This is a genomic window from Flavobacterium franklandianum, assembly GCF_007097365.1.
Lineage (GTDB): Bacteria > Bacteroidota > Bacteroidia > Flavobacteriales > Flavobacteriaceae > Flavobacterium > Flavobacterium franklandianum.
The window spans coordinates 46,983-66,101 of sequence record NZ_VJZR01000005.1 but is presented as its reverse complement, the minus strand read 5'-3'; the positions used below and the strand labels follow the sequence as shown (position 1 = coordinate 66,101).

Sequence of the window (19,119 nt, the reverse complement as noted above, 5' to 3'; positions counted from 1 at the left end):
TAGGCAATAAATGTAGTTCAAATTATTGGACTTTTATTTAATGCTAATCGGAATTATAATAAACAACATAAAATACTTATTAATTTAATAAGAATACTATTTATGCCTGAATCAATTGTAAATTATTTATATGACTTACAGCATTTAGAAGATTGTCTATCTTGTCAAAAATAGCCAATTAATAAATGAATTTGTGATACAATATTGTCGATTTTGCAATGGATATTTCCAAAAATAATTTTTAACCTCTTAAAGCTTAGAAGAGCTATTTAATGTTTATTTTGATATGTAGTTTACAAGAAAGGTATTGTTTAATCTTTGAATGTCATTAGACAAAGAAAAACAAAAAAACATAGCTGGAAATACTAGCTGAACCTTCACAAGGGTTACGTACAAATCTTAATTTTACTCTTTTACAAATAATAGTTTTGCTTGAGCATTCACCTTTAATATATAAATTCCTGAAGTAATAGTTTGAGGTAGTTTCAGGAATGTAATTCTTGTTGACTCATTGTATATTTTGTCTACAGGTGATAACAATTTTCCACTTAAATCAAAAAGCATGAAGTCATCTGTAGCTTTTGTATTTGAAATATTTACTTCTTTATTGATAGATGGATTAGGATAAATAGTAATCTCATTAGATGAAGTAATAACAGTATCTGAACTAAAGTAGGGTAGGGCAAAATTGTAGGTGTCGACTCCAATTTTTTCGCCTAAAAGTCTACCCGGTAAATCATCTACTGGCACATGGATTCCTCCCCAAATTCGAGATAGACTGGTTTGATCAGAAGCGTCTTTATAAGTAGCCCATTGTAAGGTAACATCTACTGAAGGTCCTTTTTCGAAAACTAAAAAATCATTTTTTTTGGCTTTAAATTCTCCCATGCCACCAGGGAAAAAGGCATCGCCAGTTAGTAATGTCAAGACTTCTGCAGCTGCTCGAGAAAAAGTAGAATGCCCTGAAATGTATCCGGCAAACGGTGGAGTGACAAAAGAAGGTCGTTGATACGGCCACCAATTTTCTGCTAGAATCCATCCCACACCCGCCAAATCAGTTGTAGCATTTTTAATATAATCATGCCCTTTCCAAGCAAATAATTTTATTTTGCCAATATTTTCATTGTTTGTGCCACTTAATACATCTCCAGTTTTTACGATTTCAACAAATCCATCCGCTAAAGGGATTCCTCCAATATGATAGTTGGGTAATGTTACATCGGAACTTTGACCTAGTTCACTCATGTATCGAATCGCAGAAATGGGTCTCACATAATCATGCCACCCTTTGATAGACCACACTGTTATAGCCACGTCATGTAAAGCTCCAGCTAAAATAAAATAGGATTTCACATCCCATTCTAAGGGTGTTAATTCATTTCCTTTTCCATTAAATTTTTTTGTAAACAACGGATGATCGTTAACATAATTTAAGATTGTAAACCAATGTCCAGGAGGTGTTTCAGAGTTTGGACCATCTGCCCAAAACTCAGCTAGTACTCTAGTATAATCACCTCTTGGTACAATTTGTGAATCGTATGGTTTTCCTGTTGCAGGGTTTAAAGGATGTCCTTTACTTATATCGCCACCTTCACGAGCTTTATAAAAATTAGGATATTCAGAAAAATCATTTGGGATAAGTTTCAAATCAATATTGCCGATATTTTTTGGCGATATATCCCACATTACTCCATCATTAGGGTCTAAATGAGAACTCCAATACGAAACTAATGAAAAGTTCCATTTGTACTGATCACTTGAAGCCGTTTTTGAACTAATACTTAATTGTGGAGGTGACTTAAGATTATGATAAACTTCATATTTATTGTTTTCTCTTTCGAAAATTGATTTATCTTCTTTGGTTAAAGCAAATGGAAATACTTTGCCCCATTCTGGGCTTAAGAATTCTGGGGTTGAGCCGGGAATTATATTTCCACTTTGATCAATAAAAGTGTCAAAGGATAATGGTTGCCAACGATTTGGGTCTAACATTCCTGTTTTGCCTCCTTTGACCCTAACATTTAATGAGGGGTTTATAGGTTTATAGAATGTATTTGCATATTTGTTTGCTTCATTAGAGCCGTCGACAAGACCATAATCTATAAGAGTTTGACCAATATAATTGCCTAATGCGGCAGCATTTCCTGTTTCATAATTAGTTGATGTAAAATTGATGTCGTACCCCAATTGATTCATAATCAAATTAAATCTTGCCAAACTTTTTTCACTACCCGGGGAATTTTTGAAACGATGCGTTAACAATCTATAGGCAGCATAACTCATCGCCTTTTCGCTGGAAGTTTTCGGGTCTTCTAAAGGGTTAAAATCTTTCAATTCACTTGCGAAATTGTTGATAGTATTGCCCATTAAATAAGGTTTGGCATTGGGATCATAAATCGCCCAACTATCATACAAAGCAACTGAAGTATGAAACAAATTTCTGGCATGAACTGTAGGTCTTGCAAAATCTTTTTGTATCGCTTTTAACAAGGCTTCATTCCAAATTCTAGCAACAGAAATGTTTTTTGAAACGTTATTTAGTTGGAGTTGTACATTTAATTCTGATACAGTGCTAGAACAACTAGTATTAGATACAACTGCCGTAATTCTCCCAGTAGTTTCTAGCTCCCATTTTATTTTTATTGATGAAGTACCTTTGCCCTCTATGATTTCACCACCTTTAACGGTCCAAATAATTTGGTAATTTGGAGGCAAGTTATACGTATAAGTATCTTCATTATTATATCCAGAGGTTGTAGTTCCTAGAATTTCATTTGATGGTAAATAAACACAACTACCATCGTCTTTTGTAGCCATTGAATTATAATTACAGGATTTTGGATCAGTACAACCATATATATAATTTATCGGCTTAACATCAACCACTTTAAATCCTGAAGCTTCTGTAAACTTAATGAAAGTATTGGTTTCGAAATTTTGATATTTTTCTATTAATCCAGAAGGCCATTTAATGGTAACTTCAATAATTTTAGTAGCTTTTCCTAAACCAAAATGAGTGGGTTGAAGGCTTTGAGATAAAAAACCTAATCCCGTATAATACCTGTGAAAAGCGCCTACATCTGTTGATACAGTTATTGTAGTTCCAATTGCATCTCGGTTAGAAACTGTCCCTTGTAATGAAATTTTAAACCATTTTAATAGAGTAGATTGATCGTTTTTAATGGTTGGATTGTTATAAAAATATGACGACCTATCATTGTTTGACACCAATACATCTTGGTCGCCATCATTATCAAAATCAAAAGCACAAGCACTTGTCCCAATGGTAAAATCTCCTAAACCTACTGCATCTGAAGCGTCTTGAAAGGCATCTTTACCCTCATTAAATAAGTTTTTAAAATACCGATTTTTTTGAGGTCCAGTTAAGCTAAAACCATTGACAACAAACAAATCTTCATCACCATCGAGGTCAAAATCGGCAAATATATTATTCCAAGCCCATCCTGTATTATGCATGTTTTTTTCGATAGCAATATTCTTGAAGGTGTTGTCGCCGTTGTTTTTTAGGAAAACATTATTGTTGATATTGGTAATAAAGAAATCAAAAAAGCCATCATTATTATAGTCTCCAATGCCAATGCCCATATCGGTGCCTGAATTATCAAGTCCATATTTTTTAGCGTCTTCAAAACTACTGTTTCCATCAATATTTATATATAAGTCATTCGGAACCTTATTGTCATTAGTGACATACAAATCCATCCATCCATCGGTATTCACATCAAAAGGAATGCCCATGTAGGTTCTTTTGTTTTTAACAGTACCGTTTACTTTGTCTGTTGCATTTCTAAATGTCCCATTTCCGTTATTGATATAAAAACTATTGTAATCGCATTTTTCCCAATTTCCGATGTAAATATCAAGAAATCCGTCTTTATTGAAATCGAACCAAGTAGCACTTGTGTTCCAACAATTATTGTTTTTTACTAATCCGGCTTGAGTTGTTTTATCAGTAAAAGTGCCATTACCGTTATTTCGAAAAAGTTGTACTTTATAAAGATGAGTAAAAAACAAATCTGGAAACCCATCGTTGTCATAATCCCCCCATGAAACGCCATATTTCACTCCGTCTAAAGCTGGATTTACGACACTTGGATCTTCATTTGGAAATAAATTAGATAGACCAGCTTCATTTGTTATATCTGTGAAAGCGCCGTTATTGTCATTTCTAAATAATTTACTTTGTGTTTTTTCATCACTTGCAATGTCTTTGCCTTTGGCAACAATAAAAATATCCAAATCACCGTCTCCATCATAATCGGCAACTGCTGTTCCATTATTTTCTTTGATTTTACCTAATCCAGCTGCAGTTTCAATGCGTTCAAAATTTTGAGCCAAAACCGGAAAATTAGAAATTATTATAAAAAATAATAATAGAATAAAGAGAATATTTTTATAGTTTTTTGCCATATGCATTTATGTTGTTAATTAAATTTATTGCTAAATTTTTTTTAAAAGAAAAACGGAATACTATTAGTGAGAATTTTCAAATTCTATAAAATTAAGATTGAAATTTCCTCCGTCAAAATGAACCCGAATTTTAGTGCTGCCTTTTTTTAGTGATACCTTTTTTAGAAAAACGGTTTTCCAAATCATTTCTCCGCCGGTAGATGTTAGTTCAATAGTTTCTGAAATTTTCTTTCCATCTTGTTCCAAATACAATTTTCCTCCTGCTTTTTCACTTGAATATCGAATGGCAACATCGAACATACTTGGAGTTTTTGCTTCGACGGTAAATTGCAACCATTCCCCATCTTCAATGAAGGAAACCTGAAATCCGTTGGTAGTTTTATCCGTACAGGTTACAATATCAACGCCATCGTTTCTCATTTGGTTTCCTTTATTCCAAGGGGTAAATTTTGTTCCCTCATAATTGGCTACATCTTTGTCAGAGTATGCAAAACCATTTGTTCCTAAATCATATTCTGTAGCAAATACTCTTCCTGGCAGTTTGTGGTTTTTATAGGGTTTGGTGTCGTTAGTTTGTACTTGGCGGAACATAGCATCAATTACATCAGGTTTGACGATGACGTTCTCCATTTTATAATTATCTGCAATTTGCATCAATGCTTTCTTGGCAAATTCTTGAGTAGGTTTCGTTCCACCATTTTTCCAATAGTTGAGTATTTGTTCGTATTCAGGAGTTATACGAACTGAGCTAACTCCAGCAATATTTTCAATTTTTTTCATTGGCCAAAAAGCCCAACCAATATTATTTTTTTCGACTAACGAAAGTACTTCTTTAAACCAAACATTCGAATTTTCGCCACTTTCTCCTAACCAAATAGGCACATTGTACTTTGTTCTATAATCTAGGAATTTCTGAATTGACTCTATGTTATTGGGATTCCAATATTTATGAAAACTCAATGCCATATTATCATCCCAAAGCGGAAAAATTCCGTCGTAATTATTACCCCAACAATTGCCTTCGATGATGACTAAATGATTCGTATCGACTTCTCTTATGGCTTTTGTAATTCTAATTTCTAAATTTCTCAAAGGGATGTTTAACCTTTCATCACAACCATTTAAATTCTTACTATCAAAATTCCAATTGGGTTCATTGATGATGTCATACCCTCCAATCCAAGGGTTGTCTTTGTAGCGTTGTGCCAATTTTTTCCAAAATGCTACCATTTTATCCTGATTGGCAGTACTTTCCCAAAGCGAAGGTTTTGAGGTGTCGTAATCTGAAATATTTGCGTCATGGCCTTGTCCTCCAGGGGCTCCGTGTAAATCTAGTATTAAATATATTTTATTTTCAGCACACCAGTTTAGCAAATTATCGGTCATGGTAAAGCCTTCTTCTAACCAAGTTATTTTACCGTCTACTTCGTTTTCGATTGCAGGGGTGTATAAATTGTAGTGCATTGGCAAACGAATGGAGTTGAATCCCCAAGCCGCCAAAGAGTCGATGTCCCTTTTTGTAATTCCGTTGGCTTTATAAACTTTATAGAATTCTTCGGTGTTTTCGACACCAATCAAATCTGTGATTCTTTGTTTTATTTTATATTGAGGTCCTGCAAAAGCACCGGTTTGAATCATATAGCCTTCTTGAATCATCCAACCGCCTAATCCTAAACCACGCAAAACAACATTTTTATCGTTTCCATCCACAATGTTTTGTCCGTTTCTATGCAAGAAACCTTGACCAAACGAAGCTAGACTATAGCACATTAAAGAAAATAGAATTATTTTTTTCATTTCAATTATTTGTAAAATAGAAGTTGTAAAAAATGGATTATAGGTAAGTTGCTTTGTTTCAAACTGGTATTTATTCTTTAATACACTAATGTTTGAATGGCATGCGGCAAAATAGAAACTTCGGTTGCATTTGTTCCGATGCATAGATTATAAGTCACTTTTTTATTACTTTGATTCATTACAACAGTAATCACTTTGCCATCTTGGTTCAAAAACGAAGTCGTTATCAGTTGACTGCGGCTAGAAACGCTACTAATTCTTTTGGCATTTTTACCAATGAATTTAGAAAAATGTCCAATAAAATAATAGGATGGAGTGTAGATTAATTCACCAGTTTTGGTATCAGCGTGAATGGGAGCGAAGCAAAAATTGCCTACATGATTTGGACCTCCTTTTTCGTCTAAAAGGATATTCCAGTCTGTCCACCCTACGGTTCCATTATTGAAATCGTTAATCATTGATTTACCATAACGTTCGCCATTTTTCCAAAGTTGGTATTTATTGGCATCGAATTTTTCGTTGCAGCCTTCGGTAAAAAGTAAATTTATGTTGGGATACATTTCTTTAACTGCTCCGACATTTTCAAACATAGGGTCGCCACCAGCCCAGGTTTCATACCAGTGAAATCCAACACCCCAAACATATTTATTGGCTTCGGGATCGTCGAGAATGGTGGTTGCTCTTTGAGTCATCAAATCTCGATTGTGATCCCAAACAGTGATTTTTTTGTCGCCAAGCCCAGCTTTTGATAGTGTAGGTCCAAGATAATTTTTTAGAAAATCACGTTCTTCCTCGGCGGTATAAACACAGGATTCCCAAGTTTGTTTGGCCATAGGTTCGTTTTGAATCGTCAAGCCCCACACAGGCATTCCTTCTTTTTGATAGCTGTTAATGAATTTTACATAATAATTGGCCCAAGATTGATAGAATTCAGGCAATAATTTCCCTCCTTTAAGCATGTTTTTATTATCCTTCATAAAAGCAGGCGGACTCCACGGACTAACAAATAAGGTCAATTTTCCGCCAGCAGTTTCCGTTGCTTTTTTGATCAAAGGAATTTTAAATTTTTTGTCATGTTCAATAGAAAAAGTCTTTAAATCGGCATCACCTTCATCTATATAAGTGTACATATCACTGCTGAAATCGCAACTGTGAATGTTGGTTCGAATGAGTGAATACCCAATTCCTTTGTCTTTGCTGAAATAGGCATTCAATAATTCTTGTTGTTTTTTTTGGGATAATTTAGCAAAAACTTCAGCACTAGCATCTGTTATGGCGCCTCCAATTCCTAAAAAAGTCTGAAAGGTTTTGTTGGGATCTACAAATACACAAGTCTGAGTTTCGACAGGCTGTTTTAAGACTGAAAATTTCAAATTGTCAGTATTTGTAATTCTCAGATTCGTACTGTCAGCCGATGTATAAACCACAACTGTTTTGCCATTTACAGAAAAGGGTTTGGATTGCATTTTACTTTTTTGCTGAGAAAAGGCACTAAATGCAACTAGTAAAATAAGTGCTGAAATTGTTGCTTTCATATATAGCTATTTATTGTTTTTATTTGCGATTTATAGCTTATTGGATAGATATCTTTATTTTTTTTGAAATATTAGAAGATGAATTTCCGATATAAATCATATAATCTCCTTTTTCAAGATTCCAATTCGAAATAGTTTCGTCATAAAAACTCAAGCTATTCGTGTCGATCGAAATTTTGAAAGTACCGTTTTCACCTTTTTTAACTTCCACTTTTTCAAAACCTTTCAGTTCTTTTTCGGCTCTACTCACTTTCGAATTTAATTTTCCGATGTAAACTTGCACGACTTCGGCACCGTCAAGATTTCCTTTGTTAGAAACAGTTCCAGAAATTGTTATGGCTTCATTTTCCGAATATACTTTCTTATCTGAATCCAATTTTGAAAGCTCAAAAGTGGTGTAAGACAGTCCTTCTCCAAAAGCAAATAATGGTTTGATTTTTTTGGTGTCATGCCAACGATATCCCACCAAAATATCTTCTTTGTAATATTGGTTTACATTATCACCTGGATAACTCAATTCTCCAAATGAATGGGCTGCATTATCGCTTAATTTTTTAGGAAACGAAAAGGGTAGTTTTCCAGATGGATTTACATCTCCACTGATAACATCAGCAATGGCATCGCCAGCAACACTTCCTAAATACCAAGTTTGCATAATGGCTTTTACTTTCGATATCCACGGTATTTCGACTGCATTTCCACTTACTAATACCACTCCAATATTTGAATTTACTTTTAAAAGCTCATTCAAAAGTTCATCTTGTCCAAATGGTAATTTATATTCTGTTCTATCTACTCCTTCACAATCTTGAAGGTGATTTTTATTTAATCCGCCAAAAAACAATACAATATCTGCTTTTGAAGCGGCTTCAATGGCCTCTTTTTTTAGTTGATTTGCATCTAAAGTCGAAGGTATAACTCTACCATAAGCAGAAGGGCCAGAAGCATAACCCTTAGCATGTATTATAGTGGCGTTTTTGTATCGATTTTTCAATCCATCTAAAGGAGTTATTTCATTCAAGGCTTTCAATTCAGACGAACCACCACCAATGGTCATTGATTTTGTTGCATTTTCGCCAATCACTGCAATAGTAATTTTTTTGGAGGTATTAATTGGAAAGAACGATGCCTCATTTTTTAATAACACAATTCCTTCTCCTGCAATTTTTCGAGCAACATCAATATGTTCTTGATTGTTTATTCTTCCTAAAGTACGATCCTGGTGCATATTGGTTCGGAACATCAAACGTAAAATTCTTCTCACTTTATCGTTTAAAATTTCTTCTTTAATTTCGCCACTTTTAAGCATTTTCAAAAAGGGATTGGCTAGATAATACGAATCGTAGGCGTTTTTAGTAGAGGTTGTTAATCCATCTGTACCAGTTCCCATTTCTATATCTAATCCATTCAGGGCTGCTTGTTTAGTATCATGTGCGCCACCCCAATCGGTGATTACTACTCCGTCAAAATTCCAATCTTTTTTTAATATTTTATTCAATAATAGATCATTGTGGCAACAAAATTGTCCTCTAAACTGATTATAGGATCCCATAATAGACCAAACCTTGCCTTCTTCGACAGCAGCTTTAAATGCAGGTAAATAAATTTCGTGTAAAGCTCTGTCACTAACTTCTACGTTGATATGACCTCTCCATAATTCTTGATTGTTGAGTGCATAATGTTTGACACAAGCTGCAACTCCATTTTGTTGAACGCCTTGAATGTAAGGAACCACCATTTTTGAAGCCAAATAGGGATCTTCTCCCATATATTCAAAATTTCGACCATTTAGCGGAGTTCGATACATATTTACTCCAGGACCTAATAACACATCTTTTTTTCTGTAACGTGCTTCTTCACCAATGCTTATTCCGTAATCTTTAGCTAATTTCGGATTAAATGTCGACGCTAAACATGTTAAAGCTGGAAAGGCAGTTATAGAATCATTAGTCCAATTGGCATATCCCCAATTGTCCCAATTTATTTCTCCTCGAACGCCGTGAGGCCCATCAGACATCCATAATTCTGGGATGCCAAGTCTTTCTACTCCAGGCGAACTAAATTTGGATTGAGCATGACACATAGCTACTTTTTCCTCTAAAGTTAAGGAAGATATTATAGCATCTATTTTAGCTTCAATTGACTTTGAGTTTTTATTTTCCTGGGCTTTGGTGCTTATAACTAGCATAGTGTTACAAATAATTACAAATAATAATTTTTTAAAAGTGCTCTTAAACATAAATGTCATTTTTTTTTGTTTTTGTTTTGTTTCCTAAATTTTATATTTTGTTACTACTAATTCAACATAAACAGGCAGGTGGTCAGACGGATATTTTAAATCTTTAGAATCGCTTAAAATGGCATATTTCCAGACTTTGAAGTTGCTGTTTTTTGAAATAAATATATAATCTATGCATTCTGTCACGGGTTCATTGTGTTTAAAATCATTGAATGTTCCGGTGGGTCCAAAAGGTTTTTCTCTTGAAATTTCCCTTGTGTCTAACATTTCTTTTTTTAGAGAAATAATCCGCTCTTCTTTTGGTTTTGAATTAAAATCACCCATAAAAATCACGGGATATTTTTTTGTATTCAGTGACGCTATTTTCGAAAGAATGAGTTGAATTCCGTTTGTCCTAGCCAATTCTCCCATATGATCTAAATGGGTATTGAAAACCCAAAAGCTGGTTTTTGTTTTCAAATCTTTAAATAAAGCATAGGTGCACACCCTATTGAATGCTGCATCCCAACCCTTAGAAATTTTATCTGGGGTTTCTGATAACCAAAAAGTGCTATTTTGTACTACTTTGAAACGCTTTTTTTTATAATAAATATTCGAAGATTCGCCTTGGTTTACACCATCTCTTCCGATGCCAATTACATTATATTGAGATAGGGCAGCAGCTATATCAATAACTTGATTGGGTTTTGCTTCTTGAACTCCAAAAATATCGGGTTCGTAAAAATGTAGTTGCGATGTTAAAAACTCTTTTCGATTTGACCATTTATTTTCTCCATCACTCTCAATGTCTAAACGGATGTTGTAGGTCATTAACTTTACTGATTGTGCATTCCCTAAAAAGAGAAAGAATAGTATCATTAAAGTCCATGAATATTTCATTTGAATATCGTAAATGTGAGTAAAGAAAACTGAAAAAGATGATTTGGGGTTTAAAACATTTTGTTTTCATTATTGCTTCTGTTAAGGGAAACAGAAGCAAATAATGAAAAGCTAACTAACCAAAACCATTAATTATAAACTCTAATGTAATCTACTTGCAAGGTAGAAGAAGTAAAATTCGGATCTACAGGTCCTCCCCAAACTCCTCCCATTGCTAAATTTACAATTAAGTAAAAATTTTTGTTGAATGGAAATTTATCTGAATTTACGAAAGTGTAATAAACCACATCATCAACAGAAAATTTTATATAATCTGCACGCCAATCTGCTGTATAAATATGAAATTCTGTGTTGTCATTTGGTACCTTAATAGTGCTTGTATCTGGTGTATTTCCAGAACGTCCAGGCGAGTGTAAAGAAGAATGATTTTGGTTCGGATTTTTCCCAACAGATTCTAAAATATCTATCTCACCACAAGCAGGCCAACCAACACTGCCAATATTACTACCGAGCATCCAGACTGCGGGCCAAGTCCCAACTCCTGTAGGTACTTTTGCTCTAATTACTATTTTGCCATAAGTAAAATCAAATTTTCCATTGGATTCTAATCTAGCTGAAGTAAAGTCTCCTTTTCCATATTTTTCTCGGATAGCTTTTATTTTCAAAACGCCCCCTTCTATAATTACGTTTTCTGGACGATTGGTATAGGATTGAAGTTCGTTATTAACACGCCCTGGATCCCATAATTGAAGAGCCCATTTATTACTATCTGGAGCGCCATCTATATTAAATTCGTCGCCCCAAACTTGGATAGTAGCAACAAAAACTACAATTGATTTTGTAGCGGTAAAATATTTTAAACCATTGAAAACGGTAACATCTATAGTGTAAGTTTTTGTTCCACTTGATTTATACGTATGCGTAATTGTTCCGGTAGTGGTTTCTGCTATTTCACCGTCACCAAATACAATTTTATAAGATACTCCACTACTAGGTGTAATATTAAATTTCACCAATCCATTTCCATCGCCATTTAGCATTTGAACAGTAGTTCCTACTATTTCGGTGTTTATTGCAACATTTATTTGTGGATTGTCTGGGGTTTTACCACCTCCGCTATCGCCAGAGCTACAGCTTATTAAAACACACAACAGTAACGTTGGAAAAACGAGAATTTTTTTAAACATTTTTATTATTTGGATTGAATTTTATTCAGGAAATAACTTAAAAATAATTTTAACCAATACCGTTTTAGTTCTTAGTTAAGATTACTTTTCTTTGGATTATTTAAAAATAAAATTTTGTTAGAATAAGTAGTAATCAATTTAAAATTTCTTATAAATTGCTATTATTATAAAACTAAAAAATTTGTTATTCAAAAAAGGGAAGCATTATAACTTCCCTTTTTGATAACATATTAATTCACTAATTCACTATAGCGGTTTGAAAACAAAAGTCCAACCTGTGCCATTTGCTTCGTTATTGCTTAAATAAAGAACCATTTTAGTTGGTGTAAGTTCAATAATTTGATATACACCATCTTTGTTTCCAGCTGAATAACCTAACATTTTTGATCCAGTAATAATCAATTTTTTATTAGGCACATCTAATACAAAACTTCCTTTTTTAGGTGTAGCAGAAGTAGTTTCATAATGGTTGAAATTGGCCGCCCCATTTAAATCGAAGTGCATTTTTCCACCTGCATCAGAAGGAGGACAACAATTATTTGCATCCCACCAAGCTCCCATTGCGCCATCAGGGTTGTTTGGAGCAGACATGAACCACCATAGATTTACAGCTCTATCAAAAACCCAAGTTTTACCTGTAGCAGTGTTATTACTTACTAAATCATACCAATCTTGATTTAAAGGTGTATCTAGTTTGTCGATTTGAACATCAATAGTTTTTGAGAAGAATTGTGAACCTAAAGTACCTACATAAGTAAATGTGTTTTTTCCTGGTATAGGATAAACAACTGTTACTTCATTCGTTAGGGCTTTTCCTAAGTTAAAATTCCAATATCCTGTAATGCCAGGTGTAACCATTTTAAGAGTTACCTTATTTCCGCCTGGGGTACTTTGGGTAGCTACTAATTGAACACCCTCAACATTAGTAGAGTCTACTAAGCTTGTTTCATCTACTATAGGTTCGCAAGCCGAAAAAATCAGCACAAACGAAGCTAGTAAAAGATACATTATTTTAATATTTTTCATAATTATATTTTTTTAATGATTATTAAATATTACCAACCTGGGTTTTGAGTATAAACTCCATTTGACAATCTTATTTCCGTTTCCGGAATTGAAAGCAATCCTTTTGTTTCAGCTCTATATTTTGCACTATAAGTGGCAGTTACTCCTACATTTTTTACAGGAAAAGAATCGTTATAAGCTGTAGTTACATCTCCCCAACGAACTAAGTCAAACCAGTGTAATGCTTCGAATGCAAACTCATGTAAACGCTCTTCTTTTATAGCGTCCACAGAATAGGCAACAGCTGGTAATCCTGCTCTAGACCTTACAGCATTCATGCCAGTAGCTGTTTTAGTAATTTCAGAGTGCATTAACAATACATCGGCATAACGCATATAGATAAAATCTTGTGCATGCATTAATTGCATATCAGCGTTACCCCAACCATACATTTGTACAAACATTCCTTTAGTTCCTGTTGATGAACCATGTTGCAAAGGAGTGTATTTTTTGTTCCAATATCCTGTTTCGTGAAAACCTTTGTCTCCTACGTAACCGGCTGTTCCTTGTGCTGCTTGCCCCACTTGAAGAATAGATCCTTCTTTTCTTGGATCGGCATCAGACCATGTGTTCCATATTTTTGGATTTACAGTACACCATCCCCAACCTTGACCAAACGGTATGAGTGAATTATCACGCATTCCGTTAAATAAGCAAAGTCTATTGGTGTAGATATTTCCATTGCTCCATCCCCAATCTCCAAAAGAGAATCTTTGAGAGAACATAGTTTCGCGATTCCCTGTTCCGAAAGTGGGTGTGATACCATCTTGTCCAACCCAAGACAAATTATTAGTTTTTGCCCAAGGCAATATATCTGAACCAGCACTTTTGTTTAAATAAGAGTAAGGCCATAAATTTCTAAAATCAGACACTAAAGCGTGTCCACTATTTGTCATACAGTCACTCAAATAGGCAGTAACATCTGTTGCAGATAATTTTGCACCACCCACTAAAGGTAAATCAGTGGTTGCAGCTTTTTCGATATTGGTCATGTAACCAGTATAAAACAAGTAAACACGTGCCATATAGGCTTCAGCAACCCATTTGTTGGCATGGCCATATTGCGATGTTGGAATGCTTGTAAATGGAGTAGCTGGAATTGTCTCGATTGCTAATTTCAAATCACTGGTGATTTGTGCAAACGTTTCAGTGTAGGTAGCTCTTGGAACAAATCTGTCACCGTCTGTTTTTACAATAAGAGGAACGCCTCCAAAAAATTTGGCCAATCTAAAGTAAAAGAAGCCTCTCATAAATAAAGCCTCACCAATAGCTTGCTTTTTAAATTTATCAGCTTCTGCTTTAGTAGTAAAAAAGGTAGAAAAATCTGCAACCTCAGTTTTTTCAATAATAGCATTGGCTCTCGAAATTCCATTATAAGATTGAACCCAAACATCACGATATGTATCGTCTGTCGGATCTTCAAAGTTATCAGCTCGTTGTGCTCCTGCATCATCTGCACCACCACCACCAAGCATCATATTATCCATCAAATTGGCAGCCATTTGTTCTTCGCTAAAAATTCCACTCACGTAAATTGCGTTGTAAACACCTGACATTGCCTCGGTAATATCTGTTGGAGTTTTATAATAAGTCTCCAAACTTTTTCCGTAAAGATTCTCAGAGTCTAAGTAGTCTGAGCAACTTGAAGCAACAAAAAGGGTTGCAATTGCTACAAAATTTATTATTTTTTTCATGTTCTTTATTTTAATATTAAAAATCTGCACTTAATCCAAACATTACAGTTCTGGCTTGAGGATACAATCCAAGGTCAACTCCTGATGCCCAGCCGTTGTCTCCAAAACGAACCTCAGGATCCATACCGTCATATTTTGTAAAGGTATATAGGTTATTAACTGCCATATATAATTTTAGGTTAGACAAAAATTTGACTTGCGAAAGAAGTTCTTTGAAATTATAGCCTAAAGTTAAATTATTAATTCTTAAATAATCTGCATCTTGCATAAAAATATCGGAAACATTTTGTGTGTTTCTATTGGAAGTTGCAGACAATCTAGGCATTGTATTCGAAGTGCCCTCACCATGCCAACGATTAAATACATCAGAGGTGTAATTTTGTTTAGGACTATCAGCAAATGATCTGTATGATTGCATTACTTGCATTCCAAATTTACCAGCCATAGTAGTATTCATATAGACTCCTTTGTATTCAAAGTTCAATTGGATACCCAATTCGAAATCTGGATTAGGATTTCCTAGATATACTTTGTCTTTATCGTCAATTGCTCCATCTTGATTTTGATCTACAAAACGAACATCTCCGGGACGTTGATCCGCAAAGTATGGAGCTCCATCAGGAGTTACATAAGCGTTAACCTCTTGTTGGTTTTGTAAGATACCATCAGTTTTGAATCCATAGAAAAATCCAATAGGTTGTCCTACTTGTACTCTAGAAACTGGCGCTGTTCCTTGTGCGAGAACATTGCCTGGTCCTTGAATTATTCCATCTGAGTTTGCAATTCTTGTTACTTTATTTTTGTTATGAGCACCACTTAGAGTGATTCCATATTTAAAATCACCCGCTTTGTCATTCCAGTTTACAGAATATTCAAAACCTGAATTCTCCACATCACCACCATTAACGAATGGAGCGCCAGCACCAAATGTTCCTAAAATAGGCGCTACTACCAACCAGTCTTTGGTTACTTTTTTATACCAGTCTAATGTCAATCCTAATCTTGAATCAAATAGTTTGGCATCAAGACCAAAATCTAACTGCTCAGAAGTTTCCCATTTAATATCAGGATTTGGCACTGTTTGAGGATAAGATGTTGTGCCAGAAACTGGTTTGGTATCTCCAAAAAAGTATCCTGGAAAAGCATAAGCAATTTGTGAAGAATATTGAAAAGGACTAATAGATTGATTTCCGTTTTGTCCCCAACTTGCTCTAAATTTGGCAAAATTAAGAACACTTGAAGTGCTTGACATAAAATCTTCTTTTGTAATTACCCAACCCGCAGATACTGAAGGAAAGTAACCCCATCTATTCTCTGGAGCGAAATTAGAAGATCCATCAGCACGCATTGTAGCAGCAAGTAGGTATTTTTCGTTATAATCGTATTGCGCTCTAGCAAAGAAAGAGTGAATGCCACCACCACCTGCAGCCCAGTCAGCACCATTAGTGTTAATATCACTGATTGTTTTAGGAGATGAAGTATTGTTTAGATACGCATATTTTGGGTCTTCACCAAATAATAAATTGTTTCTAGAACCGCTAACGTTGTTGTTAACTTGATTTTGTAATAATTCTGTTCCAATTACACCGTTAATTTTATGTTCTCCAATTTTTTTGTCATAAGAAACAGTATTGGTCCAAGTGGTATTCGCCCCAAAGTACGAGTTTTGAGAAGCGCCATTTACAGCATCATTATACAGTACCCCTAAATGATTGGTTGGATTCATAGATCTACCATAACCAAACCAAGAATCAACGCCATAAACAGATCTAAATTTTAAATTTAAAAAAGGCTCAATTTCTAAAAACGCATTTCCTATAATATTGTTTCCTTTACCGTAATTAAAGTTGTGTCTGTAAAACATCACCGCTAATGGGTTGGTTTGCCCAGTTGACAATCCGTCTAAAGTAGGAGTAAATCCAAACGGACTTATGTTTCTATCAATTGAAGTTTGCCAATAAGCAGGTTGCAAAGGATTTTGAACTAAGGCATTGTGTAAATCGTTATAATAAATGTTACCAGTTCCTACACCTCTATTTTGTGTATTTGTATAAGTGAAATTTTCACCAACAGTAATAATGCTGTGGCTATCATTCTTTTTCAATACCATTTGAGTGTTGAATCTTGCAGTCAGTCTTTTGTAGCCTGCATCTGTAAGATTACCTCCAAGTACACCATCTTGATCAAAATACGAAAGACCAGCTGCATAAACAATGTCATCACTACCACCAGTAATATTCATAGAGTGATTTACTATCGGTGCATCTTTTTTGGTCATTTCTTTTATCCAATTGGTACCTAAACCACCAGCCTGTATATTCGCCCAAACCTCATCGCCCAATTGTTTTCCTGCGCCTGGGTAATTTGTTTCTAACCAACTGTTGTTATGAACAATGGTGTTCCAGTCGTTTGGAGCTAAACCATCATTAACCATTCCCTCATCCATAATATACATGTATTCTTGGGCATTCAATGGATCCAAGTTTTTGTAGGTGTTTTGGATTCCATAATAGTAATCATAGCTAATTTTTGCTGGACGACCTTTACGACCTTTTACAGTAGTAACTAAAACAACACCATTTGCTGCTCTAGATCCATAAATTGCTGCTGATGCCGCATCTTTTAAAACATCAATAGACTCAATGTCCGATGGGTTTAAATAATCGATATTTCCTACAGGTACTCCATCAACAATGTATAATGGATTTGAGTTACCAATAGTTCCTATACCACGAATGGTTACTCTAGTTCCTGCCCCTGGGGATCCATTATTTTTCGTAATGTTTACACCCGCTGCAATCCCTTGAAGAGCATCCATTGCCGATCCGGTATTCAAAGCTGCAAGATCTTCCCCCTTAAAGTTGGAGCTAGCTCCTGTAATAAGGCCCTTTTTTTGTGTACCATATCCTACAACAACAACCTCCTGTAACGATTGCGATTCAGGATTAAGTTTTGCATTAATGGTAGTTCGTCCTTTAATGGATTCTTGAACTGTTCCGTAACCTACGAAACTAAAAACTAAAGTGCCATTTGAATCTGCCTTTAATTGATAATTTCCATCCATGTCCGAAGATGTTGCCTTAGCGGTTCCTTTAATTAAAACGGAAACACCTGGAACAGGTAATCCGTTTTCGTCAATTACTTTTCCTTTAATGGTAAGATCTTGTGCTTGCCCATAAACTGAAAATAGAACGGATAAGAAACAAAAAATAATTAATTTTGTTAATTTCATTTTTCTAAAATTTTGGTTAGTTATTTGTTAATTGTATTGTTTCCTTATTAGAAAAAGCAATACATTTACAAATGTAAATATTATGTTAAAGTTATATTAATTGATTTTTGTCATTTATTAATCAATTTTTTACTAATCATGAAATTAATTCCACTATTAATTATTGTATATAAAATTTAATTATGATTAAGGACGCCTACAGAGAAATTACTAGACTGATCCCTGAAGATAGTTTTTTGGTGGAGCAAAGGGTAAAAGATGATTTTGATTTTCCCATACACTTTCATCCCGAATATGAACTTAACTTTATTTATAGAGGAAAAGGAGTCAGACGAATTGTTGGAGATCACTCTGATGAAATTGACGATTTAGAGCTGGTAATGGTTGGCCCAAACGTGGTTCATGGTTGGGAGCTTCATAATTGCACTTGTAAAGAGATTTATGAAATCACAATTCATATTCACAATGATTTGCTAGATAAAAAAATGTTATCTAGAAGAATATTTAAACCTATTAGTGATATGTTTAGTAGGGCAAAACATGGCATTCTTTTTTCTCGTGAAACGACAAATCTAATGATGCCTAGAATAATGCTTTTGTCTCGAATAACAGGTTTGCAATATTATTTAGAGTTTATCTCTATTTTGAATGACCTAGCCATTTCTGATAGTCAAAAATCACTTTCTATATCAAGTGATGAAAGAGAAGATTTCCATAATAGTGACAAGATTAAGAAAGTGTACGATTACATTCAGGAAAATTTTTCGAAGACCATTACTTTGGATCAAATTTCAGAATTGGTCAACATGAGTTCTGTTTCATTCAACAGGTTTATCAAACAAAGAACAGGAAAAACTTTTATTCATTATTTAAATGACACCCGAATTAGTTTTGCCTCTAGATGGTTATTAGAAACCGAATTAAGTATCGGTGAAATAAGCTTTAAATGTGGGTTTAACAATATTGCTAATTTCAACAGATTGTTTAAACAGGCAAAAAATACAACGCCTAAGGAATTTAAAAAACAGTTTATAGGAGTAAAAAGAGTGTTGTAGTTTAC

The 19,119-nt window shown here is 34.5% G+C and carries 10 protein-coding genes; 1 reads left to right on the top strand and 9 read right to left on the bottom strand.

Features of this window, described 5'->3' with window-relative positions; genetic code table 11:
* Positions 1–405 precede the first annotated feature (405 nt).
* The 9 genes from FNW17_RS07840 to FNW17_RS07800 form a co-directional block, all read right to left on the bottom strand.
* Positions 406–4,431, bottom strand: a complete 4,026-nt coding sequence (locus FNW17_RS07840; protein WP_144071364.1) for an FG-GAP-like repeat-containing protein — start codon at positions 4,429–4,431, stop codon at positions 406–408.
* A gap of 63 nt (positions 4,432–4,494) precedes the next feature.
* Positions 4,495–6,228, bottom strand: a complete 1,734-nt coding sequence (locus tag FNW17_RS07835; protein ID WP_143389273.1) for a cellulase family glycosylhydrolase — start codon at positions 6,226–6,228, stop codon at positions 4,495–4,497.
* Between the two features lie 77 nt (positions 6,229–6,305).
* Positions 6,306–7,763 carry a glycoside hydrolase family 30 protein gene (locus FNW17_RS07830; RefSeq protein WP_143389274.1) on the bottom strand — a complete coding sequence of 486 codons (1,458 nt, stop codon included), beginning with the start codon at positions 7,761–7,763 and terminating at the stop codon, positions 6,306–6,308.
* Between the two features lie 37 nt (positions 7,764–7,800).
* A complete protein-coding gene (locus tag FNW17_RS07825) occupies positions 7,801–9,951 on the bottom strand; it encodes a beta-glucosidase family protein (protein ID WP_235893261.1) in 2,151 nt (716 codons plus the stop codon).
* Between the two features lie 84 nt (positions 9,952–10,035).
* Positions 10,036–10,881: an endonuclease/exonuclease/phosphatase family protein gene (locus FNW17_RS07820; RefSeq protein WP_143389276.1), complete on the bottom strand. Its 846-nt coding sequence runs from the start codon at positions 10,879–10,881 to the stop codon at positions 10,036–10,038.
* Between the two features lie 128 nt (positions 10,882–11,009).
* A complete protein-coding gene (locus FNW17_RS07815; RefSeq protein ID WP_235893260.1) occupies positions 11,010–12,068 on the bottom strand; it encodes a glycoside hydrolase family 16 protein in 1,059 nt (352 codons plus the stop codon).
* A gap of 246 nt (positions 12,069–12,314) precedes the next feature.
* Positions 12,315–13,094, bottom strand: a complete 780-nt coding sequence (locus FNW17_RS07810) for a hypothetical protein (protein ID WP_144071361.1) — start codon at positions 13,092–13,094, stop codon at positions 12,315–12,317.
* A gap of 29 nt (positions 13,095–13,123) precedes the next feature.
* Entirely contained in the window at positions 13,124–14,827 is a 1,704-nt protein-coding gene (locus FNW17_RS07805) for a RagB/SusD family nutrient uptake outer membrane protein (protein ID WP_143389278.1), read from the bottom strand.
* 16 nt (positions 14,828–14,843) lie between these two features.
* Positions 14,844–18,059 carry a SusC/RagA family TonB-linked outer membrane protein gene (locus tag FNW17_RS07800; RefSeq protein WP_143389279.1) on the bottom strand — a complete coding sequence of 1,072 codons (3,216 nt, stop codon included), beginning with the start codon at positions 18,057–18,059 and terminating at the stop codon, positions 14,844–14,846.
* 182 nt (positions 18,060–18,241) lie between these two features.
* Here FNW17_RS07800 and FNW17_RS07795 point away from each other — a divergent pair, with 182 nt between their 5' ends.
* The gene (locus FNW17_RS07795; protein WP_143389280.1) at positions 18,242–19,114 is read left to right on the top strand and encodes a helix-turn-helix domain-containing protein; all 873 of its coding nucleotides are present in this window, start codon (positions 18,242–18,244) and stop codon (positions 19,112–19,114) included.
* Positions 19,115–19,119: the final 5 nt, after the last annotated feature.